Annotated in this window: 19 protein-coding genes; 6 read left to right on the top strand and 13 right to left on the bottom strand. The window is 55.0% G+C overall.

Going from position 1 to position 23,900, the window contains the following annotated elements:
- Positions 1-22 precede the first annotated feature (22 nt).
- On the top strand, positions 23-1,729 hold the full coding sequence (locus AC5JQH_RS20525; protein ID WP_493805918.1) for a putative bifunctional diguanylate cyclase/phosphodiesterase: 1,707 nt from the start codon (positions 23-25) through the stop codon (positions 1,727-1,729).
- An 11-nt stretch (positions 1,730-1,740) separates the two neighbouring features.
- Here AC5JQH_RS20525 and AC5JQH_RS20520 read toward each other — a convergent pair whose 3' ends face one another.
- Genes AC5JQH_RS20520 through AC5JQH_RS20505 form a run of 4 tightly spaced genes read right to left on the bottom strand, consistent with a single transcriptional unit; the run spans position 1,741 to position 7,410 of the window.
- Positions 1,741-2,310 carry a condensin complex protein MksE gene (locus AC5JQH_RS20520; protein ID WP_008171209.1) on the bottom strand — a complete coding sequence of 190 codons (570 nt, stop codon included), beginning with the start codon at positions 2,308-2,310 and terminating at the stop codon, positions 1,741-1,743.
- Entirely contained in the window at positions 2,303-3,703 is a 1,401-nt protein-coding gene (locus AC5JQH_RS20515) for a hypothetical protein (RefSeq protein WP_053115290.1), read from the bottom strand. Before AC5JQH_RS20515 ends, AC5JQH_RS20520 begins: the two co-directional genes overlap by 8 nt.
- Positions 3,696-6,635: a hypothetical protein gene (locus AC5JQH_RS20510; protein ID WP_493805917.1), complete on the bottom strand. Its 2,940-nt coding sequence runs from the start codon at positions 6,633-6,635 to the stop codon at positions 3,696-3,698. The genes AC5JQH_RS20515 and AC5JQH_RS20510 overlap by 8 nt, the downstream gene beginning before the upstream one ends.
- A complete protein-coding gene (locus AC5JQH_RS20505) occupies positions 6,628-7,410 on the bottom strand; it encodes a hypothetical protein (protein WP_474546443.1) in 783 nt (260 codons plus the stop codon). Before AC5JQH_RS20505 ends, AC5JQH_RS20510 begins: the two co-directional genes overlap by 8 nt.
- 112 nt (positions 7,411-7,522) lie before the next feature.
- On the opposite strand from AC5JQH_RS20505, the gene AC5JQH_RS20500 reads away from it, so the two are divergent.
- From AC5JQH_RS20500 to AC5JQH_RS20480, 5 genes are all read left to right on the top strand, one after another.
- Complete coding sequence (locus AC5JQH_RS20500; RefSeq protein WP_008171217.1) at positions 7,523-7,747, top strand: addiction module protein; 225 nt, start codon at positions 7,523-7,525, stop codon at positions 7,745-7,747.
- Complete coding sequence (locus AC5JQH_RS20495; RefSeq protein ID WP_008171220.1) at positions 7,747-8,037, top strand: type II toxin-antitoxin system RelE/ParE family toxin; 291 nt, start codon at positions 7,747-7,749, stop codon at positions 8,035-8,037. Before AC5JQH_RS20500 ends, AC5JQH_RS20495 begins: the two co-directional genes overlap by 1 nt.
- An 85-nt stretch (positions 8,038-8,122) precedes the next feature.
- Positions 8,123-8,383, top strand: coding sequence for a ZIP family metal transporter (locus AC5JQH_RS20490; protein ID WP_199185513.1), 261 nt, complete (start codon positions 8,123-8,125; stop codon positions 8,381-8,383).
- Positions 8,384-8,462: 79 nt separating this feature from the next.
- Positions 8,463-8,999, top strand: a complete 537-nt coding sequence (locus AC5JQH_RS20485) for a CIA30 family protein (RefSeq protein WP_008171223.1) — start codon at positions 8,463-8,465, stop codon at positions 8,997-8,999.
- On the top strand, positions 8,996-9,814 hold the full coding sequence (locus AC5JQH_RS20480; protein ID WP_008171225.1) for an SDR family NAD(P)-dependent oxidoreductase: 819 nt from the start codon (positions 8,996-8,998) through the stop codon (positions 9,812-9,814). The genes AC5JQH_RS20485 and AC5JQH_RS20480 overlap by 4 nt, the downstream gene beginning before the upstream one ends.
- Here AC5JQH_RS20480 and AC5JQH_RS20475 read toward each other — a convergent pair.
- From AC5JQH_RS20475 to AC5JQH_RS20435, 9 genes are all read right to left on the bottom strand, one after another.
- Positions 9,807-11,129: an NADH:flavin oxidoreductase/NADH oxidase family protein gene (locus AC5JQH_RS20475; protein ID WP_493805916.1), complete on the bottom strand. Its 1,323-nt coding sequence runs from the start codon at positions 11,127-11,129 to the stop codon at positions 9,807-9,809. The genes AC5JQH_RS20480 and AC5JQH_RS20475 overlap by 8 nt on opposite strands.
- A gap of 4 nt (positions 11,130-11,133) precedes the next feature.
- The gene (locus AC5JQH_RS20470) at positions 11,134-12,249 is read right to left on the bottom strand and encodes a flavin monoamine oxidase family protein (RefSeq protein WP_493805915.1); all 1,116 of its coding nucleotides are present in this window, start codon (positions 12,247-12,249) and stop codon (positions 11,134-11,136) included.
- Positions 12,250-12,304: 55 nt separating this feature from the next.
- Positions 12,305-12,931 carry an SOUL family heme-binding protein gene (locus tag AC5JQH_RS20465; protein WP_493805914.1) on the bottom strand — a complete coding sequence of 209 codons (627 nt, stop codon included), beginning with the start codon at positions 12,929-12,931 and terminating at the stop codon, positions 12,305-12,307.
- A 10-nt stretch (positions 12,932-12,941) separates the two neighbouring features.
- Positions 12,942-13,082 carry a hypothetical protein gene (locus AC5JQH_RS20460; RefSeq protein WP_493805913.1) on the bottom strand — a complete coding sequence of 47 codons (141 nt, stop codon included), beginning with the start codon at positions 13,080-13,082 and terminating at the stop codon, positions 12,942-12,944.
- Between the two features lie 108 nt (positions 13,083-13,190).
- Positions 13,191-17,039, bottom strand: a complete 3,849-nt coding sequence (locus AC5JQH_RS20455) for a DUF3427 domain-containing protein (RefSeq protein WP_493805912.1) — start codon at positions 17,037-17,039, stop codon at positions 13,191-13,193.
- A 141-nt stretch (positions 17,040-17,180) separates the two neighbouring features.
- Positions 17,181-19,565 carry a DNA/RNA helicase domain-containing protein gene (locus AC5JQH_RS20450; RefSeq protein WP_493805911.1) on the bottom strand — a complete coding sequence of 795 codons (2,385 nt, stop codon included), beginning with the start codon at positions 19,563-19,565 and terminating at the stop codon, positions 17,181-17,183.
- Between the two features lie 9 nt (positions 19,566-19,574).
- A complete protein-coding gene (locus AC5JQH_RS20445) occupies positions 19,575-19,922 on the bottom strand; it encodes a nucleotide pyrophosphohydrolase (protein WP_041338620.1) in 348 nt (115 codons plus the stop codon).
- Between the two features lie 108 nt (positions 19,923-20,030).
- Positions 20,031-22,670, bottom strand: coding sequence for an ATP-binding protein (locus AC5JQH_RS20440; RefSeq protein WP_493805910.1), 2,640 nt, complete (start codon positions 22,668-22,670; stop codon positions 20,031-20,033).
- On the bottom strand, positions 22,667-23,788 hold the full coding sequence (locus AC5JQH_RS20435; protein WP_493805909.1) for a metallophosphoesterase family protein: 1,122 nt from the start codon (positions 23,786-23,788) through the stop codon (positions 22,667-22,669). Before AC5JQH_RS20435 ends, AC5JQH_RS20440 begins: the two co-directional genes overlap by 4 nt.
- Positions 23,789-23,900 lie beyond the last annotated feature (112 nt).

Below are 23,900 nucleotides of genomic sequence, written 5' to 3'. Positions count from 1 at the left end.
ACCAAAAGGATGCTGACCCGCAATGGATATGAGACAGGGAATTCGATCGGCTACCGAAGACAGTGAAAACAGGTTTTACGAACTGATAGAAAGTCTGCCCATGGTGGTTGTCCAGGGCTATGACAGGTACCGGCGGGTAATATATTGGAACGAGGCAAGCACACGCCTTTATGGCTATTCGCACGAGGAAGCGCTCGGACAGTTATTGGAGGACCTGATCATCCCCGATCACATGCGCAACGCTGTGATCGACGCGCACCGCAATTGGCTTGAGAAAAACATCAGCATTCCCGCCGACGAACTTGAACTGAAACACAAAGAAGGACACCTGGTTCCTGTTTACTCAAGTCATGCGATGATCAAACAGGACAGCGGGGCCTGTGAGATGTTCTGCATCGACATAAGCCTCGAAGAGCAGAAACAAGCCAGAGACGAGCTTTATCGGCGCGCGAGTTTTGACGACCTGACCGGATTACCCAACCGGCATTTCATGGAAGCCGAGTTGTCGAGCCGACTGGATGAGGCTGATCGCCTGCATCAGGAATTGGCGGTCGTCTTTATCGATCTGGACAATTTCAAAATCATCAACGATACCCGTGGCCACCATCATGGTGACAGTCTCCTGAAAGCGGTGGCCGAAACCTTGAGGGCCGAACTTCGAGGCGGAGACCTGTTGAGCCGCTTTGGCGGGGACGAGTTTGTCTTGCTGATCTTCGATTTCGAAGGCCCTGAAGGTATTCATGAACTTGTTTGTCGGTTGATAGACGCTCTGGAACACAGAGTTCATCTGGAAGGCGACTGCTACCAGGTTACCGCCAGCTTTGGCGTGAGCCTTTTTCCGCACAACGGAACCACCGTGGCTGAGCTGATGGGCAATGCAGACGCCGCCATGTATCAGGCCAAAGAAACCGGCAAGAACGGCGTGTGCTTCTACACCCCGGATATCAATGACAGGCTGGTCAGTTATCAGGAAATCACCAACCTGCTCAGAGACGCCTTGAATAACGATGGCCTCGAATTGTTTTTCCAGCCCCAGATCAGCCTCGCGGATCGCACATGCGACTCCTGCGAGGCGCTTCTTCGTTGTTTTCACGGTCAATCCCGGGCAGTTTCACCAGCCATTTTCATTCCCGTGGCTGAAAAGTCTGGCCTCATCAACCGGATAGGCGAATGGGTAATCGAAGCAGCCTGCAAACAGCTCAGCGCATGGAAGAAAACCCCTTTGGAAAACCTGCGGGTTGATATCAATCTCTCGGGACGACAGCTCACCAATCCACACCTTGCGAGCCATATTCTCGAAACGGTGGAACGTTACAATCTTCAGCCTCACCAGCTTGGGGTGGAGCTGACTGAAAACGAGGTTTTCGGCAGCGATGAAAACCAAACCAAACAGTTAGAAAAACTGAAACAGGCAGGCGTGCACATTTCGATCGATGACTTCGGTACCGGGCACTCCTCTCTCGTCTATCTCAGAAAACTCCCGGTTTGTGGAATCAAAATCGACAGGAGCTTTCTGCAACATGCGATGCAGGATAGCGCCGACATGGCCATCATGGAGGCAATGGTTACCGTTGGCCACAGCCTGGGCCTATGCGTGCTGGTCGAAGGTGTTGAGACGGATGAACAGGCCCAATTGGTCACCGAACTGGGTTGTGATCTCGCTCAGGGTTTTCTCTATGCCAAGCCCATGCCGGCAAACAAAGTTGAAGAATTCCTGACCAGCTTCTGATCAGGAAAACACTACCCCTGTTCAAACTCCCGAACCAGCTCCTGCAGAAAATACAGCCCGGCGGAACTCAGGAAACAGCGGCCTGCACCGGCTCGAAACAGGAGGTGGCGTTTATCGAGGTAGTCCAGGGCTTCCGGCAGGCCTTTCTCAAACCGTGCGGCCCTCAGGATCTCCTGGTATTCCTCATCGCTCGCCAGGGCCGATAGGTCTTGCTCGTTCAGCCCGGCGTCGGGCCGGCCAAGGTATTCAAGATCCCGACCGCTGCGTGCGAAATAACGCCCTATCAAAAGTAGGATCACCTGCACGCGGAAGGCGTTCTCGTCGTGCTCTTCATTCTCGTCGTCACTGCTTTCCTTGAGGAAGAAAAACGCGCCGGTTTCGTTGAACACCAGCTCGCTGCCCAGGTGCTCGTATAAGGTCCGGAAGTGGGACAGATGGTTATACAGCAGATTGTAGAGCGGATTGGCACGCAACTCCGAGCGGTTGCTGTCCCACACATCACGCACAATCACCCGGCCGGCCTGGAATTCCCGGTAGATGGCAGCGCTGTGGGCCGGGAGGATTTCTTCAAACTCAGACATTCTGTTGCTCCAGGCGACGCTTTCGGTAGACAAACTGTTCACTGTCGGATGACTGATCGAGGATTCGGAAGCGATTGGTAGTTACAACCTGCAAGCCCTCGGGGGGCGAGTTTACCAGCCGGTTTAACGCCGCCAGCAGGTCCGGAAAGCGATAGCCGGGGATAAAGCCGTCCAGGCGGCCGTGCAGCTCACGCACCAGGTCGGTCGTAGGCCGAAGTTCCAGGGTTTCCAGCCATTGATAGAGCTGGTTGATACGCTGGACATCAATCCGGGTATGGCGTCCGCTGCCATCCACTTGCTGCAGAACCGGCACTTCAGCCTTGCGTCGGAGGTCGTTCAGGCGCAGCTCCAGTTCGCTGAACAACAGCTGGTAGTAGCTGGACGATTCACCGAAGGCGTAGTGTTTCGGTCGTTGCTGGGCCCGAAGGCCGATCAGAAAACCGGTGCTGCGGGCAAAGTCTCCACCTTCCAGCCATTTTCGTTTCAGGCTGAGGGTCTCGGTTTCCCCCTTGAGTTCCTGCAGCTTGCCGTAGAAATGCTCCATGGCGTTGTACTGGACCATGCCCTGGCGCGTCTTGCGCAGGAAGTGCTCCACCTCCTGGGCCACCGCCTGAATGGGTTTGTACAGGGCGTTCAAACTAATGGAGGAACGGAACAACTGATCTGCCAGGCTGTGATCGCCGTGATTTTCCAGCAACCGCACCATCGCTTCCAGGGTTTCGAACAGGTTGCTGCCATCCGGCAGCCGCGTATCCGGGTTCAAAAACACCAGGGTCGGCTTGATGTGGCGCTCGTACAGGGTAACGATCTGCTCAAACAGATTCTGGCGGAACTCCAGGAATTTTTCCGGCGCCCGGCTGGCGTCGCCGGAGAGATCCGCAAGCTGCGCACTGATGGTCTGCATGCGCAGCACATTCTGGCGCAGCAAACCGATGAGCTGGCTCACCCGCTCGTTCAGGTCATCCCTCAGTTCGGTGTAGTCCGGATCGGCGTCGCTGAAAGAGCTGGTCTCGAGCCGATTGCGCACGTCCCGAAGGGTTACAAGATGGCCACGAAGGCGAGCATCCGTCAGTTCCTGGTACAGCGAGGCGTTGCAGGCGCGCATCAGGTTGATCAGGGCATCCTGGAACACCAGCCGCCGCTCACCTTCGGCCTTTATGATGTCGATCACCAGGCCGCTGCGGAACATGTTGTCGGTATTCAAAGCCAGCCGCACCCGATCCCGGTCGGCATTGCCAAGGCTGCGGGTATAGTCCATCACCTCGGCCACCAGATCGCTTTCGCGGATATACCGGGCTTCGTTACGGTCCATCCGCTCAATCATCCGGAACAGGATCTTCGGGTGCTCGAACAGCAGCCGGGTGGTATCCAGGGTGCTGAAGCGTTTACTCATCCGCCGGCTCCAGCAGGCTGTTCTGGGTCTGATCGGCCCATTGGCTCAGGGATTCGCCGTTGGTAAAGCCCTCGGCCCCGCCCCAGAACACCAGGGTGCGCTGCGGGCTGTAGGGGCGTGCGGTGCGCATCTGCCCCACTTCCAGGTGCCGGCCGATCAGGTAGATCACTTCAGCACTGGCACTGTGAGTCGCGGCGGAGAACAGATTGAAGCCCTGCTTGCGCAATCGTTCCAGCAGCGAAGGCATCTGGCTGATGTCCACGCTGGCCAGCTCGTCCAATACCATGGGGAACGACAGCTGCACACCCGGATACAACACCCGCTTCAGCAGCCGGTACACCAGTTCCAGGTTGATCAGTGCCGTGGTGGAGGTGGACTGGCCCTTCTTGTCGAGACTCGTGGCATTCTCCTTCCGGGTTCTGTAGGAAATGCCGGTGATCACCTTGTCCATGGTCAGGCGCTTGCTGCCGCCCTCCCCGAAAAAGTCCGCCACGAACACCCGCAAACGGTCATAAAACGCGTCCGACTGCAGCTGGTTGCCATAGGGGTCGATGTTGTTCGCTTCTTCCACCAGATTGCGGAATTTCGGATCGGTATGAATATCCACGCGGATTTCCACCAGATCGTTTATGCGCACCCCTTCGAGCTCACGGTTCAGTTGCGCCTCGAAACGGGCAATGTGCTCGTGGTTGGATTTCAGGGCCTGCCGGTAGCTGGCCACGGTTTCATTGTGGATGCCCACCTGCTGCTCAAGCACATTCCAGCGCTCTGCCATGCCGGCAAACAGATCTGAGAGACCTTTGAACGTTTCCCGGATAGCCGATGACGCGGGGCTGTCTTTCTGCAGTTCGCCTTCGGTGTCGTCGTGGATGCCCAGATACACGAACTGACGAAGGTGGTCGAGGATACTGCGACGGCGCTCCTCCAGGTCGTCCAGCTGGGTTTGAAGGTCATCAAACGCCGCCACAGACACCTGCTCAATGTCCAAAGGCTGTTCCGCTTCCACCGCTTTCAGATGCGGGAACCGGTGCTCTACCGTGCCAACACTCCGGCTGAGACCTGCCAGCTCCCGTTCCCGCTCCTCGATCCGCTCTTTTTCAGCCCTGGCTTTGGCCGCCTTCTGCTGCACCGCATCCTGCTTTTCCTGCTCCAGCCGGGCCTGCTCTTCCAGTTTGGCCAGCTGTTCTTCGGCCGCCTGCTTCTCCTCAGAAGCATCCCTCAGCGTGGTCGCGGCCGCCGGGTAACGCTGAAGCGTTTCGAGATCTTTCTCGATGGCACGAATCTCTTTCTCGGTGCGCTCGATCAACCTCGGCCGGTCGTGTTCCTGATTGGCGGTATCTGCCAGCTCCGCCCGCTCCTTTTGCAGGCCATGAAGCTCGCCTTCAATATGCCGACGCTGCTCCGCGAAGTCGGTCTGCCGGGCCGGCTGGGCATCGTATTCCGTATCGAACCAATCAAAGCCCTTATCGCTGGGCACGAACAGCCGGGCGAAAGCCTCAATGGCGGCCTTGCTGTCGGCATCCAGATCCCGGCCGGGGCTGGCCATGACCAAACGGGGGTCCACGGCCCGAAGCGGTGCAGCGGTGGCTTCGTCCAACTGGTTCTGCAGCTGCCAGTGCTGCTTGCTTTCCCGTTCCTGCAGGGATTCCAGCTTGCGCTCCAAATCCTGCTTTTTCTTCTGGATCTGCTCCAGCCGAATTTCGGCCTGGGCGGCACTTTTCAACGCGGCCAGGTGCCCTTTTCTACTGTCTAGTTCTTCCTTCTGGATATCCTCGATTTCCTGGAGCGTCATCTCCCCATACTGAGACAACAACAGATCGCCATCTTTCTGATTGTGCTCGGCCTGCTTGATACGACGATCAGCGGAACGGATCTCGCCCTTCAGGCCGCTGGCGTCCTGCTCAAGCTTTTTCAGCGCCTGGAGCACATGTCGCAGCGTTTCGTTCTGTTCATTGAACGCCTCAACCGCGGCTTTACGCCTCGCTCCAATATCCTGCAGGGCATGGCTAACACCATCCCGAAACGCGGCAAAATCATGCTGACTGCGAAGCAGCGTCTGGTAGGCCTGGTAATCCTTCTGGAGCTTGTCAAACCGTGAACGCTCTTTCTCGATTCTCGTGAGCTGGGCTTGCTGCTGCTTCAACTGGTCGTGGCGATTGAGAAAGTCGTCGATGTTGAAATCGAAGGCATCGTCGGCGAATTTCTTGTCTGCCTCGATAATGCTGGCCACCGCATTGGACATGGCCTGATCGTCTGCCTTCATCTCAAACAGCAGCAGGATCAAGGTGCGCAGCGACTGCACCCGGCGCTCATCAGACTCACCCAGGGGCAGCACGGAATAGCGCACCGCATCGGCGTTCATCAGCTCACTGCTGTACAGCATCTGTTTGAGTTTGGCCGGGTCATTCACCAGCCGGGTTTCCTTGGAGAGCTTTTTCAGCTTTTCGGACAAGCGGCTGAACGACAGCTCCGGCACCGCCTGGCCAATGCCGTCCTCATCATTTCCATCCCAGAACAGTGGCCGCAGCTGATCGTAGCCCACCGGCACAAAAGCTCGGCCGTAGCTGAGCTGGCTGGCGCTGTCCCGATACAGGATCTGGCAATGCACCCCGGCCGGGTTCTCGGCCTCCATGATCAGGAAACTGAACTGGCTGGGAAAGTAATGCTGGTAGCTTTCCTCGTTGGTGTAAAAGCTACCGGCACTGGCATTTCGAAAGGCGAATTTCTTGCGGCTGTTCTTGAAGTTGTTTTCCGGCAGCAGGAACAGTCGCAGCGAATTCAGCAGACTGGACTTGCCCAGATTGCCCGGGCCCAGGATCAGGCCATGGTTGTCCACCGGAATTTCCACGTAACAGAAGCCGGCGGAGTCCACCAACACCAGACGGCGAATACCAAAATTGAAATTGCCTGGGCTCCCCTGGGAGTCACTCATCCAGAATCATCTCCTGTTCCATGAATTTGCCGGTTGCCCGGAAGGCCTCTGCGAGGGCAAAGAAGCCATGCCCCTCCGCCAAGGAAATCGCCCTCGTAAACCGTTCGGTGGTGTCCGGTAGTTTGCGGAACCGGCCCAGCCATGGTTGCCAGTCGCTAGGCTGAACAAAGGTGGCTTTGTCACCAAGAGAGGCTGCGACCGTCGAGAACATTTGCAGACCACCCGCATCATAATCGAATGCGCAGAATACTTCTTCATAGCCCTGCAACCAGTCGAGAATCGCGCGCCGGGTCACCCGGTTACCACTGCCCAATACCACATCGCAGTCCGCCAGATGCAAGGCCCAGCCAAGAGCCTCACCGGTAAACTTCAGCATCTGCTGATATTGGTAGAAGTTACGCTCGTTTTCTATTACCAGCACGGAGCCGGCGCGCTGAAAACCGATGTCAACAGAATCGCTCTTGATAACAACCACATCCGGACGGCTGGATGCCAATACCCCATGGTAAACCAGAAGAAAACTTACCTCAGTACCATGGCGATGAGAGTCACCTTTTCTAGCGGCGTCTACTCTGTTTAAGGGAGCCTCCGCGACGTTCTGCAGCTCCGCGAAAGCGGTTTCATCCCGGACCGTGACCAGCCATCGGTTGGACTGGACCTTTTCTGTGGCAAACATGTCCCGATGGCGCCGGCGAAACTGCTCCGGAAGCTTTTTCAGGAAGGCTTCATAATTAATCGGTTGGCCACGCAGGATTTTGTCGAGATAGTCGTTCAAGGGCGTACCACGGTTATTCTTGGATTTGCGTATGGGCTGGGAAGCAAAATAACTCATAAAGCGTTAATATGGATACCGTACTTGGCCCCTCACCACTCTTGGAGCAAAAAATATGCGCCTTCAGGATTTAATTGACGAGGCTAGCGCTCTTCCCGTCGACGAACGAGCGCTGGTTATAGAGTCATTATTGAAAAGCCTAAACCCAAACGAAGCCAGTATTGACGAAAAATGGGTAGAAGTTGCCAAGTGCCGCCTGGACGACCTGGATTCCGGCAGGGTGAATCCTGTGCCCGGCGATGAGGTTTTCAGAAAGATTCGGAGCAGGCTGCAGAAATAATGGATTATTCCTTTCACCCCGCAGCGGAAGCGGAATTGAATGATGCAATCGATTACTACGAATCAATTCAAACTGGCCTCGGAGTAGATCTCGCCGAGCAAGTCGAGCAAGCAGTAGCCAGAGCTGTCAAATTCCCCCAGGCCTGGAGCTTCATTCGAAAGCCTGTTCGTCGCTCACTCGTCAAACGATTTCCCTATGGCGTTCTTTACGTTGAAAAGAAGAACAGCATTTTCATTCTTGCTGTTATGAATCTTCATCGCGAGCCAGATTATTGGGAAAACAGGCAATAACCGAGGATTCCTCGGTAGTTACCGATAATTCCCGGAACACAGAAACAGCTGCACACCCATTGCACTTATCCTGGTGCCAAGAGGCATGTCCGTCACCAAGGCCGCCGGCTGGAGTATTTTCAGCAGCTTGCCGCAACCATTGATGGCCATTCCCGCTTACCTGTTCGTAAGTACCTTCAAACCCATGCTTCCCTTCGGCCTTGGTTTGGCTGCGGGTGCTATGATCTGGATGGTGTTTGCCGAGCTTCTGCCGGATGCTAATAAAAAGCTGGAGCCGGCTTCAGTTGGTGTTGTGATTGTACTGGCCTTTCTGGGCATGATGGTTTTCCAGCTCGCCATCCACTGACCGCGGAAGTACTGGATAGCCAGTAAGCTATTGCGGCGAACGACACTTAATACGTTTTTGAACTATCGAAGGTAACTCTATGCAGAACCGGGATATTTCCGGGAACGCCACGCAAAACCCGATACTTGTCTCGTTCCATTCAGAGGCAAGCCAGTTAACCTGGCAGCCCCTCGGTGACCGCGTGATGGGCGGGCAGTCTAACGGCACCGTTGATCTTGCAGAGGGCGGCGTTGGCGTCTTTCACGGCACTGTGCGACTGGACAACGGCGGCGGATTTTCGTCTGTGAAAGCTGACCTGCCGGAACCTTTCGATGCAGCTGACTACACCGGTATCGAGCTTCTTGCTCGGGGCGACGGAAAAACCTACAAGATCGGCCTTCGCAACAGCACCAACCGGCGCAGCATTGTGTACCAGCATGCATTCACACCAGGTACAGAAGAATGGAGCCGCATCCGACTCCCCTTCAGTGATTTCATCCCTACCTGGCGCGGCAAAACATTGACCGATGAGGCAGCACTGAATCTTTCGCACCTGGCTTCGGTCAGCCTTTTTGTTTCCGGACGACAGGCTGGTGAATTTCAGCTGCGGATGCAGGATTGGAGGTTGATCCGATGACCAAACTCGCTCTGATAACCGGTGCCAGCGCCGGCATTGGCCGTGAAGCCTGCGCCCTCTTTGCCCGGAAAGGCTACAGGGTGATCGCCCTGTCCCGACAGCCAGCTGGTGTCGAGTCTGCCGATCTGGAGCTGGCGCTGGATCTAGAGTCCTTTGACCAGATCGAAGGGCTTGCGGGCGCTCTGGACACGGAAATTGCAGCAGCCGAGCGGGTGATTCTGGTCAACAACTCCGGTTACGGGCAATTCGGCGCGCTTCGCGATCTCTCCGAACCCATGTGGCAAAAGCAGTTCAGTACCCACGTATTCGGCCCCATCAAGCTGGCTGCTGTCTGCCTGGGGCTCTGCGAACAGCACGGTAAACCCTTGCGGGTCATCGCGGTTAGCTCCGTTCTCTCCATCGCGCCCCAGAAAATGAAAGGCGCCTACTGTGCCGCCAAATCCGCGATGAACACGGCCCATGAGAGTTTCTGGTTTGATGAACAGGGCAGCAACAGCCTGGAAAGTATCTCGCTGGTGCTCCCGGGCCCCGTGGTGACCCGGTTCAGAGAGCATGCCCTGGCCGCGTTGCAGCCCGTGCTTGGCCAGGCCAGCGCCGTGCACCGGGAAAAGTACAAGGCAATGGAAGCAGCGCTCGCGCCAGGCGCCAGAATCAAGCCCTTTACAGCCAGTGCGTCGGACGTCGCGAAAAAGATTGTCAGGGCAGCAGAGGCGACACGACCCAAGCCTCGATACCTGGTTACACCCCAGACCTACGCTGCCGAATTTATCACCCGGTTTATTCCCCGGTCGATCCAGAGAATCATCTTTAGGTAAGGCGGGCCTTCTTCACCCGCCGGGACCGGCTCAATTCATCCTTAACAAAAGCCCCGACGGCCTTGAGGATACCCAGGTCCGGATCAGCCTCTTCGCCATCCGCCAGCCGGAAAATCTGCTGGTAGTACCACGCCTGGCCGCCCAACACGTTAATGACTTTGATTGGCATCAGCGGACTCGCTGGTGAGAAAAACCCTCGTTGAGCAAGTTTGACGTAATCTTCGTAGCAAACCGTCTTATCGATGCGGCCATCAAGCAGATCTTTGGGCGTATCGGGATCCGTGCAGAGAGGCCGGCCAAGGCCAATCACGTCGGTTTCGCTACTGGCAATCGCCTCTTCCATCAACGTGCGCGTACGGAATCCACCGGTGACCATCAGCGGGCAATCGCACACCTCTCGAATCGTCTGGGCATAATCCAGGAAGTAAGCCTCCCGCTTGCGAGTGCTTTCCCGCATGGCCGGCCCCTCGCTCGCCGTGTCGGCATCACCACTGTACCCGAGCAGCCGCGGCTGTTCGTAGGTGCCGCCAGACACCTCCAGCAGATCAATACCCTCCTCATTGAGCCAGCGCACCACGTTCACAGACTCGTCGAGCGTAAAGCCGCCTTTGCGGAAATCGTCGGAATTCAGCTTTACCGCCACCGGAAACTCCGGCCCCACCGCAGCGCGCGTCGCCCGCACTACCTCGATCAGGAAACGGGCGCGATTTTCCAGCGACCCACCCCAGCAATCGGTGCGCTGGTTGGTAACCGGCGACAGAAAAGACGACAACAGATACCCATGAGCCCCGTGCACCTGAACACCGGTGAACCCCGCCTCTTTGGCGATCCGGGCCACATTGGCAAAACGCTGGATAAAGTCCAGAATCTCCGGCTCCGTGAGTGCCCGTGGGCGAGCGTAGTTGCCCATCAGCGATAGCTGCACCGCCGAAGGCCCCATTGGGCGTGTGGTCACGTAACGCGGCGACTGCCGACCGGCATGGGAAATCTGCATCCACAAATGGTTGCCCTTGCGGGTGCCCGCTTCGGCCCAGGCACGCAACTGCGCCATACCCTCCGGCTCGCCTTCGGCCGGCGCCGGATCAATCGCCACGTTACCCGGCCGCTCCAGCACCCGGTGATCAATCATCACGTTGCCGGTAATCAACAGCCCCGCCCCGCCATCGGACCAGCGACTGTAAAGGGTTTCATGGCGGTGGGTAGCGTGGAGCTGATCGTCTGCCAGCCCTTCGGTCATGGCGGCCTTGGCTAGTCGGTTCGGCAGAACTGCTCCGCAGGGGAGCTTCAGGGATTGGGCAAGCGGTGATTCGGGCATGGCATCATCCTGATGGTTTGAGTTTTTTGTATTCTAAACCGCGATTTACTGCGTCAATAGCGCCGGCGAGATAGCCCGTAAACTCACGTGACCACTCACTGCCAATGCCGGTTAATCGGTCAGCCCATGCACCTGAGCTCGGCGACAAGGCAGGCATAGGGTGATTGCCAGAGGATCTTTCATCTGTATGGGTGGCGGTGTAAAACTCTTTAGCCCAGTCCTTGATAAATTCTGCCTCTGGATTCTCCGCTTGCGAACCAAAGAGCCGCACGAACTGTGTTCGGGAAGCAGTAATAAGCTCTTCCTCAGAAACACGACGGCGCACGTCAGCAGGCACACCCAGGAAACCAAACAAGGCTGCCTTCCCTTCCTGAGTAGAGGCATCGTGGATCTCAACCATCGGCCCAACTGCACTTCGAGCCTCCCCGGATAACCCTTGATCTCGCCAAAAAGGCCGGTCAAACACGGCAATATATTTTGCGTGAGGGGCCATCCACGTATCTGTCGCCTTCCATTGCCTGGCAAGTTCATCCGGCAAAGCGGGCGAAAACGTAAGCTGAGACTCAACTAATCGGGGTGGCATTGCCAACAGCACATGTTCTGCAAAGTGGCTAAAGGTTTCTACTCTCGCATTTTCGCTCACTAACTCAACATTCGGTTCTGACATGCGCAGGTGGCGGACTGCCTGGCCCCTCACAACCCGCGCTGAATCAATCCGCCGGTATAACGCATCAATCAACGAATACATGCCACCGGCGATTCGCATAGATGGCGGAGAATTGACGTACCCACGTGTTCTCTCAGGCGGCTGATTCGATGAACGCTCCAGAAGCATGTCGCCGGTTTCAAATTGCTGGAAGGTCTCTAGCTCGAGTTCATCTACCAGTCGCGCCATATCGGTCTGGAATGCGGGCCAGAACCAGGAGGGCCCGAGATCGAAGCCCACAACGCCTGACACATCCGGCTTACCATCAGAGTGGATCGTAGAAGCAATCCGCCCACCAAGAACCTCCCGGGCCTCGAGAATGACATAGTCTTTGATGCCCTTCTTCTCAAGTGAATAAGCGGCGTATAAACCCGCCAGGCCGGCGCCAACAATGGCGACGCGCACGTTTTGCATGAATAAACTTCCTATGATGATCGTGATGCCTGGGTGAGTAGACTGATACGCGCTATCACTGCAAATTGTTTATTGGGATCAAAATTTCATTTCGCCTCAAAAACCAGGGTATGAACGGTGCGTTATATCGCGCCCAGACTGGCTTGCCCTGAATAATGAATCCCTTCTTGTTGATCCATTCTTCCAACTTCGACTTGTTCTTTTGATAGCTCGATTTGCTCCAAAACCCGGAGTACTCGATGGCCGCCATCGTCCGCTCGGGCACCTGGCGTATGGTGATCCTCTCGTCCCTGGGTTTGGGAGTGGTCTGCATCGTAAATGATCCCGGCATCATAAAACTGACCACCCATTTCCCGTCGGCCTGCGTCTGGCCTACCGGTGCTGTCATGTCGATTTCCTGGCCCTCAGCCACCTGGCCAACGGGCGCGGTCATAGCGATTTCCTGCTGGGCTTGGTTATTGCCGGAAATGTATTTAAACAAGCGACCAAAGGCTTCACTGCCCGCGTCTTCAAATTCCGTATCGACTACTGTCTCTGCAACAATCTGCGGCTCGTACTGACGTACCTCCAGATTCTCCTCCTTCAGGAGTACCGTGTATTCGGCTTCTTCTGTCGCCATGGTGGTTGCCGATAGGAACATTGAGCAAAGGGAGATAACGAGCGCTGCCTGCCGTTTAAGCATAATGTTTCCTTTAATGCTTGCCTTCAATCCCGAGGTCTGCCCGCGCGAGGGCTTCGTCACTCATATTCAGGGTATCGCTGATCGAGCGGCCACAATGATCGGGGCCCTCTCCTAGCGTAAAGAAGACAATTTTATTGGTGTCTGAATCCACAAAAATCTCGCTATGTGATCTGCAAATTGAATTGCAAGACTGATCTAACTTGAATGTCCATGGATTTGACCGAGGTGCTTAAAAGGAAATATCTCCAGTCATGACGCTTTAGTCTGGCGAACTAAGCCTGAATGTCACGCTCATTGGCCTACTCCCCTCATGGTTCTGATACTCAACCGGGCCGAAATAAGTGAAAGGAGCAGCTTTACCATTACGCAGCTTATTTTCGCGGACAAATAAGTGCACTGAGAGACCGAGCTTTTTGTGGTTGATCAACTCTCGTCCCCGCTTGCTTTCAGGCGTAGCCGAGTTCTGGCTCTGCCAGTGGAATGTGTGTTCATCTATCCAGTGATCAACGTAGCGATGCTGAACCCCTTTACCCTGCTTGTTTAACGTCACCAACAAAATATGGGCGTTCGCATCTTTCAGAAAGACGTGACCACTTTGCCAATTGCCAGGATTAAAAGTCGCCCCGAATAACTCCGGAATCTCCTCTCTCGGGATTTCCTGTCCGACAGCCATTTCCAGTGGATCGACAATCTCGCAAAAGCGTGCGAACGTTCGAAACTGCTCGAGAAGCTCTGGAGTAACAATAATATCTTCATACTCTGGGTTAGCAGCTTCGAGCCGATACTCACCTACGGGGGATTTACGAACCGTCCGAAGAAGATATTGCGTGTCGCCTGCCTCATCCACCCGTTCAATCGCGAGCGTTTTCCCAGTGATCGATCCGGCTTGATCGGGGTTTATCTGCTCAAGCAACAGATAATCACCATCATGAATTGGCTGTTTACCGCCATTCATTGAGTTACCTGACGCTCTGGCAATGAAATGACGATTTGGCTCTATTCGCCCGTGTCCCAATCCGATGGACCTGTAGTCCGGTTCTTCGGCGTTACTGCTTCTAAAGTGGCCACATGCGATCTTCAAGGATGGGAAATAAGGCAACTCCGTTCCAGAAGGAGTGATCGGGACAACATTTTCACTAAATGGCTGCTCTTGCTTGGAAGACTGCCTTGCTTCGTAGGAAGCCAGGCGATAATCAATTAGCTCCTGCACCATCTCCTCGAAAGGCGGTATCTGTTCACCTTCCAGCCCAATGACGGGCTTAAAGTGATCGCTCTCGATCTCAAAAACAGCTGGGGACTTATTGGTCCAATGATCGACAGGGTTCTTCTTCCAGTATTGCTGCCATTCTGCCGAGGAACCATCAACGTCTTTTACTGAAGCAGCAATTTCTTGATAAAGCCTCGGGCGGCGTTTCAGTGTCTCCCAGGACGTTTGGGCCAGTTTTGAGAGCTTTGGTGGACTACGCCATCCGCCTAACTGTTGGAACGCGTCTAGCAATATCATTTTGAATGATTTGCTCATGGCCGTCGTTTCAACTTCCAGCAAAAAGCTTTCGTAGCGGGACAAGAGTACTGTCTCAATCTCGGTGAGATCTTCCATATCTCGAACCAATCCAAACCAGCTTCCGTGCAACTTGCGGGTTTTAGCGATACTGGCACCGAAATGATAGTACTCGGTGAGTGTAGGGCGACGACCAAGTGTATCTTTCAATGCCTGATAGTCTTTTTCAGCGCCCTGATGATCAAGACCTTTCAGGAAGTCGATTACCTCTAAATCGTAATTGATGAAGCAACCGTCTGGCAGGTCCAGCTGGTTCTTTTCAGCTTTCCTGGCAAACTCCGCTAACTGTCGGTGATTCATCGCCTGGCCAATAAGCGCCTGAGGTTTGTGCAGGAAACTCTGGTGGTTACCAACAAAATCCAAAATCACAAGCTTGTCTTTGCCAGTGGCTGCGCTTTTCCGTAGGCCCCGACCGATCTGCTGGAGGAAAAGGATCTTGGATTCCGTTGGGCGCAAGAGCAGCACCGTATCAATAGCGGGCAGATCGACACCCTCGTTGAACAGGTCAACGGAAAAAATCACATCGAGCTGACCGTTCTCCAACTTCTCCAAGGCCTCGCCACGGGACATCTCTGATTCACCGTGGACGGCTGCAGACCTTACGCCCTTTCTAGAAAATTGATCTGCCATGAAATCGGCATGAACCCGCGAAACACAAAACGCCAAAGTCCGGCTTTGCTTCTGCTCGCCCCATACCCTGTGCACGTGTTTGGCACGCCCGTATGTAGCCAGTTTATTCGCGAGCAGATTGGGATCGAACTTTCCGTTACGCCAGGGGATCTCGGTGTAATCGACAGTCTCGTCGTAGATGCCGTAGTAGTGAAACGGCACCAGGAATTGTCCCTTAACGCCCTCGAACAACGGATACTCGAATACCAGGTTGTCATCGCATAACGACAAGATATCGGAGCGGTCCGTGCGATCTGGCGTCGCCGTTAATCCCAGTAGAAACTGGGGCGCGAAATAATTCAGAAGCCGATGATAGACAGGCGCGGCGGCATGGTGGAATTCATCGACAACGATGTAATCGAAATGGCGTGGGTCGAATCGTTCCAGATGGGTTTCTTTGCCGAGTGTCTGTACCGAAGCACAAAGGATATCCACCGTCCGATCGCGCTGCTTACCCATGTAAAAGCCAACGCGGCTATTCGGCTTGATCCGCAAGTAGGTTTCAGCCGCCTGATAAAGAATTTCTTCGCGGTGGGCGACAAAAAGAATTCGACGCGCACCCATTTGAATGGCATCAAACGCAGATAGCCAGGTCTTACCTAAGCCCGTTGCTAACACGACCAAACCTCTGCGATAGTCTTCCGCTCGGGTTTGATCGAGTGCCTCTAGCGCTTCTTGTTGCACTTCATTAGGTGTTGGAACTTCCTGTTTCTCATCACTGCCAGGTTCCAGTGACTGTTCTGGTGGCTTTCTCCGTTTTTCGTACTCATCAATCCAGTCGTCGGTGAGATCGACCACATTTGGGTGCTTGAGCAGTTCATCGAATCTGCTGGCAGCCTCGAGGTACCCAGAGTCGGGCGGGAAATCCACTTGATAGTTCCATTCCAACCCGTCCTGCAGCGCTTGTCGGCTGATATTGCTAGAGCCGATGAACGCCCTGCCCCACATTTGCTGATTCTCAACATGGCCAGCGAACAGGTAAGCTTTCAAATGAAAGCTACTCCCTTTGCTCTGATAGACACGCACCTGAGCGCCATGGTCATGCAACAGAACAAGCTTTCGAAGGGCCTCTGTGTCGGTAATGTCCAAATAATCACTGGTGAGAATGCGGATGCGAGTCGGATCAGGAGTTCGTTGCAGCGCGCTCACCAAATCCGGGAACAAGAGATTTAAACCGGTGGTTTTAACAAAAGCTACCGCCATATCTACCTGATCAGCAGCTTTAATTGCCTGGCAAAGCTTGGGTAGGAAATGATGTTCTTTCCCGCCCGTCGTCAGCTTTTTGTGGGAAGCCGGCGCCTTGGTCAGAAGAATGTTCAACCACTGCTCATCCCTATCAGGACGCTGATCATCAGTGCGCCACATCTGGCAAGATTCAAAGTCTGTCAGGTCCTGAATCCACTGCTGGGCAATCGACTCGTCAGCATCAGTAAAGTGCCGGCCATTGTGGTCACGTTCCCCCTGGCCAATCTTGAAACTCATATAGAAAACGCCATCCGGTTTCAGGGCATGCCATAACCGTTCAATAGCTCTTGGCACTTCAACGAGAGGCAAATGCAAAAGGCTGGCGCAGGCCCAAATGCCGTCATACGTAATGGATTCTTGAACGTCTGAAAAGGACCTGTGCTGAATTGGCAACCCGGTCTTTTGGCGGGCAAGAGAGGTAATGGCTTTTGAGCCATCGAAAGCAGAAACGCGGTAGCCATTCTTTTTGAAAAACAAAGCATCTCGACCCGAACCACAGCCGGCATCGAGAATGTGTCCACCTTCAGGAACTTGTGGCAAGAACTCTCGGTATAGGTCTTCCATGCTGACCTCAAACGTAGACTCCACAAAGTCATCGGCATTGCTGTCGTAATAACTCAGCGTATCCTGCATTAAATAGTTCCCTTGCGACTAATTAGCCTGAAGTCGGTCTAGACCAGGCTACCAGGCGGACAGGTCGTCGCCAACAAACTTGGGAGATCTACTCTGGAACTTCCCTTCAAGATGCAGGAGTGTTTTTTTGAATAACGGGTCTCAGGCCAATACCGCAACAAACTCTCCAACGACTCTCAAGTCGTGAAGATCATCGTCTTCAATCACGATATCTTGATAACCATACGCGCTAGTGACCGGCATCAAGATGACTTTTTCGTTAACGAGTTCATCGCCGGACATCGTTTTTTCACTGCGATACAGTTTAACGGTGAGGCAACTGCCGTTATCAGGGTCTTCAATAGCCCGATGTTGCACCAAGACTATCTTGCCATTTCGCGTTCCTCCTGGGTTCGCGTTAAAGAGGCACCAAGCGCCATTGGGTATGCGCTTATTCATCGATTCGCCAACAACCTGCGCAACAAACTGACCTGGCCTGGTGGCAAAATGTTCAGGCAGATTTACCCACTGAACCTCTTCGGCGGGCAACTGGAATTCACTAAATTCGCCAGCTGCTGCCTGCAGGTCGTATAGAGGCACAAAACCGTCATAAGGGGTTGCTGATTCGTAATCAACCACCTCATACGGAACTGGCTGGGCAGAAACTTCATCCGTCTGTTCAGTGATCTGGGTTTCGGCAAAGCTGCGAAAGTGCTCTCTGGTTTCTGCATCTGCTGAGTAGACGTAACAACCTTTCATACCCCGGGTCATCAGAGTGCGATAGGTGTTCTTGATGATCATGTCAGCATCCGCGAGGGCGCTCTCCCGATCCTCTTTCAGCCTTTTTTTGTATCCACGAACAGACCGATCCGATTTTGAGCGCGCGCCAGCGTTTGTGACCGCAACGCCATCACGGATCACAAAATCATCTCCGATAATCACGCCTACGTAGTCGAGCTCCAGCCCCTGGCAGGTATGGATACAGCCAATCTCACTTATCGAATCCTGAGCGATGAGCCATTTGGGCCCGTCCTTGTCCAGATTCCATCTTGCCCTGAAATCATGCTCAGGGAGTTCAATATCAAAACTGCCTGGATCCTTCTTGCTCTTCCAGTCCCAGCAATATCCGGCTACCAGCCGAGCCTTGTTGGCGCGGCGATTTCTCTGTTCAATAACGTTTCGCAGCTCGTTCGGATCGTCAAAAACCTGAAAATCATAGTCGACGCCATCCAGCGTTGTGTTTGCGGTTTCCCTGACCTGAAGGACATGATCAACCCACGCCAGATAGCCGTCAGAACCGTTACAACGGAATTGTGAACTCAATTCGAGGACAGTTACCTCTGAACCCAGTTGCCTCGCAAAATGCCGGATCTCTTCCACCGTGCCGATATCCGAGAGCGTGACGCGCTGATCTTCATCAATAAAGAAAATCGAGGTTCGGGCGCTGGTTATCAGCTCTTTTATCTGGTTCTCCCCCAGGTTCCCGTAAAGGCCAGATTTTTCGTTTAACCTGTGGGCCTCATCAACGACCAGCAAATCAAAGAAGTTATTCTCGGTGTCTGTATAGCCTCCAGAACCGCGAAACAGGTTATCGATGTGGGTTTTGCGCATAGTACCTGTCAGGCGTGCCTTGAAAACTTCCCGGGGTGCGGCGTTCTTGCTGACGAACTGGGTCAGCATCTCCCTATTGGTTGCTTCAACGATAAGGTTAATTGCAACAACCGATTTACCCGTACCCGGTCCACCCTTCACGATGAACGTCTGTTTTGGATTTTCGCGCCCTCTTTCCGCCAGCTCCAGCGCGGTCTCGTAAACAAGTTTCTGCTCATCCAGCAGAATGAATTCCCTATTCCCACGAAGCATTGAGGCAAGGGCGTCAGCAAGCCCTTTTGACGGTTTGATTACACCATGTTCAATTCGATACATGATGTTGTCGCTGTCGCCATACCGGATATTTCGCCTGAGAAAATCCGACAACTTTTTCGCATCGCTTGAAATATAAACTGGCGCTCTTTCGGTGTGCTCAGAATAGCGAGAATCGTTAATGGCCAGACCACTATCCATATTGTGCAGATAGGCGCACGGCTGAAGGCCGATGCGTTCTTCCCGGACCGTTTCGTTATAGTCCTCAATCAGAGCTGAATATGACCAGGCCTGGTAGGAAGGATGGTTTACTTCGCGGATGGACCCGTTCAGGAACGTTCTGACAATTGCGTCTTTGTCCGTAACCTCTGCTTCGGACCACTGTTTCAGTTCAACGATTATTGCAGTGTCATTGCGCGCTGCATCTTTGCCCGTAAGGATAAAATCCACTCGGCGATTGGTTAGTGGAATCGTATACTCAATCGCAACACCGGCAGACGGTGGTATCCCCTGATCCAACAATGCGTTGAACATGCACTGGAGCGAATTCTTCCAGGAGGCAATTTCAGATTTTGGAGTCTTTCTTTTGAGCTTTCTCCAGACCTCTTCCTCGATAACCTTCTCGATCTGATTGAACCTAACGTGTTCAACAAATTCCGCCTTGGAAGCCGAATAAACGATCACAAATACCTCCTACAACTCGTTATATTTATTCGACCTACCTTTAGCTTTGGCAACAGGGTATTTAAGAGCGTTTGCCTCTATTTTCCGAGCAGATTCTTCAGCAATATCGACGCCCAAAGAATCTGCCAGGAGAACAAGATACAGCTGGATGTCCGCAATTTCGTCTTTGACTGCTGCCAAACGTTTTTCACTGAGGTTTTTCGAGTCGTCTTCGCTAAGCCACTGGAATTGCTCCGACAACTCACCCGCCTCACCACAGAGGGCCATGGTCAGGTTTTTCGGTGAGTGGAACTGGCGCCAATCGCGTTCTTCAGCAAATTGCTTCAATTTCAGGCGCAACTCTTCCAGTGAATCCATTTTGGCTAAACTCCCCTTTCTCGTGACAAAACCATTTGCTTTCGATCTATTTGCACATTAACCAAACTCAAGTGCACCGGTCCACATAATCCATAATGAGCATACCAGCTAAGCGCTCAGCTCCTTCGATGCCTGAATATCCACAGGCGGCACCCCCAGGTCCTGCCACTTCTCCGGATGGCAGGTAAACAGCAGTATCTGATGCCGGCTGGCCGCATCGAACAGGATTCGTTTCATGTCTTCCAGGCGGTCGCTGTCACTGTGCACCAGGGTGTCGTCCAGGATGACCAGCGTTGGCCTGCCTGCTTCGCGAAGCAGATCGGCATAGGCCAGACGGCTGATCAGGCCCATCTGTTCCCGGGCGCCAAAACTCAGTTCAGTGATCTGCCCCAGTTCGCTGCCCCGGCTGAAGGTGCCCGGGCGTAGCTGTTCGTCCACTTCCAGCGACGCATCCGGAAACAGCACTGAAAGGTAATGGTTGAGGTGTTTTTGCAGCGGCGCCTGCAGTCGACGCGTCAGGGCCTGGCGCTTTTCGGTGAGCAGGTTCAGCAGCAGATCCAGCGCCTGGGCGCGGCGGTGCAATTCCTGATAGCGGCGGTTGCACTGGTCGTACTCCGCCTCTTTCTCGTTGAGCTGTTCTTCCAGCCCTTCCGCGCCCCAGGCTTCGAGCCTGACTTTGATATCACGGAGTTCGCGGCCCCGGTTTTCCTGGGTCTGGCGCAGCTGATTGACCGCATTCTGGTAGCGTTCGATGTCCTGCCGGAGAAACTCCGGGCGGGCTTCGCGGATTTCCCGTTCGCGGCGTTCGAGGCTGGCTTGCAGTTCGGCCTGCTGTTTTTCGATGTTCGCCAGGTCGGTGGTTATCTGGCGGAGTTGCTGCTGGCGTTCCGGGCTCTTTTCTTCATCCGCCAGCCGCTGCCATTCGGTTTTGGCGTTGTCACGGGCCTGTTTCAGGCCAGACAGGCTGGACTGATGCACGCGCTCATCGGATTCGGCTTTATCCAGGGCGGTGCCAGCCCGGGTGAACGCCGCCTCCGCTTCTTCCAGGGCCGGCACGCCCTCTTTCGGATCCGATGTGGGAGTGGCTTCCAGTTGTGTTTTGGCTTTCTCCAGCTCGCCTTCCGCCTCTTTCTGGTCGGAGGCAAGTTGCTCAAGGCCGGCCGGTGCCAGAGATTTGAACAGCTCGTCGGCATGTTTCACGGCTCTTCCGGCACTTTCAAAGGCGGAAAGGCGATCCTCCGCCCGTTGGACGGATTCCACGCCAAGGGTCTTCAGCTGCTCTTTCAGGTCTTCCTCAAGTGCTTTTAGCTTCCTTCGGGTGCTGGCCAGCTCTTCCCCGCCCGGCGTTATGCCCAGGGTGCCAACACCCGGAATCACCAGGGTCGATTCTTCCAGAAGCTGCTGCTCGCCTTGCCCGGTAAGCGATTCTTCGTTCAGCGTCAGTGATGCGCCAGCATCCAGTTGCCAGCTCAATCGGGTGGCGATGGTCCGTGAGCGAATGGTCTCTTCGTTCAGCTGGTTGCCGGTTGTTCGCAGTTTTTTGACCAACTCTGAATCGATGCGGTTTTCCCTGGCCTGTTGCCTGGCTTGCTCCAACTGCTGGTGGTATTCCTTTGCTTTGGCAAGGTTCTGGGTCAGCACCTGTCTTTGTTGTTCAAGCCGGCGGACATCCTGTTCCAGCCGCTGCCGGGTTTGCAGTAAGCCCGCCAGTTTGCGTTGTTTTTCCGCTTGCTCATAGGCGGTTCTGGCTTCGGTTAAACGGCCTGTGACTGCCGGCGTTTGCGCTTCTGCCACGGAGAGATCGCGCTCGGCACGATCCAGCTCGGCTTTTCGGCCTTCAAGCTGGCGACTGAGCCCTTCCAGGTGTTCCTTGTTCTGCTGCAGCAGGCGGTGGTTTTGCTGTAGCTGGTTGAGCGTGGCTTTCTCCTGGTTCTGTTGTTGCTCCAGGCGCTCAACCTGCTGATAACGCACCCGGGCTTCCTCCAACTGGCGCTGGGCATCCTCCCACGGGCGCTCGGCCTCGGCCTGATCATAGTCCTGGGCCAGTTTGCCAAGCCGGTCGACCTGCTCCTGGTATTTGTGCACCCGCTCCTTCAGCTCTTCAATTTCAGGTTCGTACTGAGCGCGGTCTTTTTCCAGTTTCAGGTAATCGCCCCGGGGCTTGCCGGTGCCGGTCAGCAGGGTGTCCCGCTGGCTGCGAACCGTCTCGATCAGGTCATCGCCTCCGGAGCTGGCCACCTCTCCGACCATGGAATTCAGGGCGGACTTCAGGTGATCACCGGCATGTTCGATGGCCTGTTCGATGTCCTGCCCGGTGCCCTGCTCCACCCAGAGCAGTCCCGGTATGCCCCAGTGTTCGGCTTTGCTGGCGCCACGTTTCGGGTACTGGTAGCCCAGTAATTCAGCCAGTTTTTCTTCCGCGTCGTCTTCACTGTAGGTCTCGGTGCCGACAACGAGGTCGCACCGTTTGCGCTGGAGAAAGCTTTTGGTGAGCCGCCAGGTGCGGTTGTCGTGCTCGAAATCCAGCTCGATGGTGGGCGCCGCGGCGGAGTCGCCCCATGGGCGCAGGTCGTCTACGGCCGTTGAACGATAGCGCTCGAAAAACGCGGCACGGATCGCACGTACCAGGGTGCTTTTGCCGGACTCGTTGGGGCCGTGGATCAGGTTGAGGCCGGGTTGCAGGTTGTCCAGAACAAAGGGTTTGCGGAACTGGCGCAGCTGTTCAATGCGCATTCGCTGCAGCTTCATTGCCCCACCTCCTGTTCCCGTTCCCTGAGCAGACCCGCCAGAATCGCCAGGGCATCCCGGGCGACATCGTCCTGGGCCCCTTCTTGCCGCTCTCGCAGGCTCTCAACCACCTCGCCCACATAGCCGTCGGCTTTCAGGGCCGCGATGTCTTCATCCGTGGGTGTAAGCTGAAGCCCGCTCCGCTCACAGCGAAGGCTGCGGAATCGCGCTTCGGCAACCGACAAGGCCTTCAACAGGGTTTCTTCGCCGGCCAGGGTCACAGAGCCTTCAAGGCGCAGATCGACAACAGCGGATTCGGGCAAGGTGTTCAAACGCTCCAGCAATTGCTCAAGATCGGAGTGGACCGCCAGGGTTTCCCGCCACTGGTGCCACTGATACCGCCCCGTTGGGAGTGAGGTTACTTTCGGGGTTGCTCCGGGTTCGGACACTTCAACGATCAGGGCATTCCCCGCTTCGTTGTTCCGGAATCGTTCCGGCTCGGGCGTCCCGCTGTACCAGGTGCGTTCATCGATCTGCTTGGTGCCATGCCAGTCGCCCAGAGCGAGGTAATCGAGCCTGCTGGCTTTCGCACGGTCTGGCGCGATGGGGTTGGTGGAATCAATCTCGTCTGGCAACAGGCCCTGGACGCTGCCGTGGGCCAGGCCGACTCTGAGAAAACCTTCCGGTGTTTCGTAGCCGCTGAATGGCTCGGTCAGATCGCCGTAAGTATGGCGCTGTGTCAGTGGCGCGCAGAGGATGCTGAGGCGCTGGGGTTCCAGATCAATCACGCCCGGCTGTAGCGCCAGATGGACGTTCTCCGGCACCGCCCCCAGGCGCTGGGCTCGTGTCCATACGCTCTCTACCAGGGCGGCATCGTGGTTGCCTGGCAGCATTACCCAGGGACCAACAAACCCCTTGGTGGCGTTGAATACTCGCCGGATCGTGCGATCGGAGACCGTTTGGGCATCAAAGACGTCACCTGCCACCAATACCGCATCGCACTGATTTTCGTTGGCCAGTTGAGCAAGTGTTTCAATGGCCTCGAACCGGGCCTCGACCAGGGCTGCACCGTCTTCGGTCTCGAAACGGCTAAAGGCCCGGCCCATCTGCCAGTCTGCCGTATGCAAAAACTTTGGCATTTTATCTACCTGAAAGATCTCGGAATTTTGGCGTTATTCTAGACTACCCGCGCAAACTTTACAGACGCGATGCGACAATGAACGTCGTTCGGAAGGGGTCTGTTTGCCTGGG

The sequence above is a fragment of the Marinobacter sp. H13 genome, assembly GCF_059072335.1.
This window is presented reverse-complemented; position numbering and strand designations above follow the sequence as displayed.

Bases quoted from the DNA above. Each gene is read 5' to 3' on its own strand.
- AC5JQH_RS20525 (WP_493805918.1), top strand. From the start codon at position 23: ATGGATATGAGACAGGGAATTCGATCGGCTACCGAAGACAGTGAAAAC.
- AC5JQH_RS20520 (WP_008171209.1), bottom strand. From the start codon at position 2,310: ATGTCTGAGTTTGAAGAAATCCTCCCGGCCCACAGCGCTGCCATCTAC.
- AC5JQH_RS20515 (WP_053115290.1), bottom strand. From the start codon at position 3,703: ATGAGTAAACGCTTCAGCACCCTGGATACCACCCGGCTGCTGTTCGAG.
- AC5JQH_RS20510 (WP_493805917.1), bottom strand. From the start codon at position 6,635: ATGAGTGACTCCCAGGGGAGCCCAGGCAATTTCAATTTTGGTATTCGC.
- AC5JQH_RS20500 (WP_008171217.1), top strand. From the start codon at position 7,523: ATGCGCCTTCAGGATTTAATTGACGAGGCTAGCGCTCTTCCCGTCGAC.
- AC5JQH_RS20495 (WP_008171220.1), top strand. From the start codon at position 7,747: ATGGATTATTCCTTTCACCCCGCAGCGGAAGCGGAATTGAATGATGCA.
- AC5JQH_RS20490 (WP_199185513.1), top strand. From the start codon at position 8,123: ATGTCCGTCACCAAGGCCGCCGGCTGGAGTATTTTCAGCAGCTTGCCG.
- AC5JQH_RS20485 (WP_008171223.1), top strand. From the start codon at position 8,463: ATGCAGAACCGGGATATTTCCGGGAACGCCACGCAAAACCCGATACTT.
- AC5JQH_RS20480 (WP_008171225.1), top strand. From the start codon at position 8,996: ATGACCAAACTCGCTCTGATAACCGGTGCCAGCGCCGGCATTGGCCGT.
- AC5JQH_RS20475 (WP_493805916.1), bottom strand. From the start codon at position 11,129: ATGCCCGAATCACCGCTTGCCCAATCCCTGAAGCTCCCCTGCGGAGCA.
- AC5JQH_RS20470 (WP_493805915.1), bottom strand. From the start codon at position 12,249: ATGCAAAACGTGCGCGTCGCCATTGTTGGCGCCGGCCTGGCGGGTTTA.
- AC5JQH_RS20465 (WP_493805914.1), bottom strand. From the start codon at position 12,931: ATGCTTAAACGGCAGGCAGCGCTCGTTATCTCCCTTTGCTCAATGTTC.
- AC5JQH_RS20455 (WP_493805912.1), bottom strand. From the start codon at position 17,039: ATGCAGGATACGCTGAGTTATTACGACAGCAATGCCGATGACTTTGTG.
- AC5JQH_RS20445 (WP_041338620.1), bottom strand. From the start codon at position 19,922: ATGGATTCACTGGAAGAGTTGCGCCTGAAATTGAAGCAATTTGCTGAA.
- AC5JQH_RS20440 (WP_493805910.1), bottom strand. From the start codon at position 22,670: ATGAAGCTGCAGCGAATGCGCATTGAACAGCTGCGCCAGTTCCGCAAA.
- AC5JQH_RS20435 (WP_493805909.1), bottom strand. From the start codon at position 23,788: ATGCCAAAGTTTTTGCATACGGCAGACTGGCAGATGGGCCGGGCCTTT.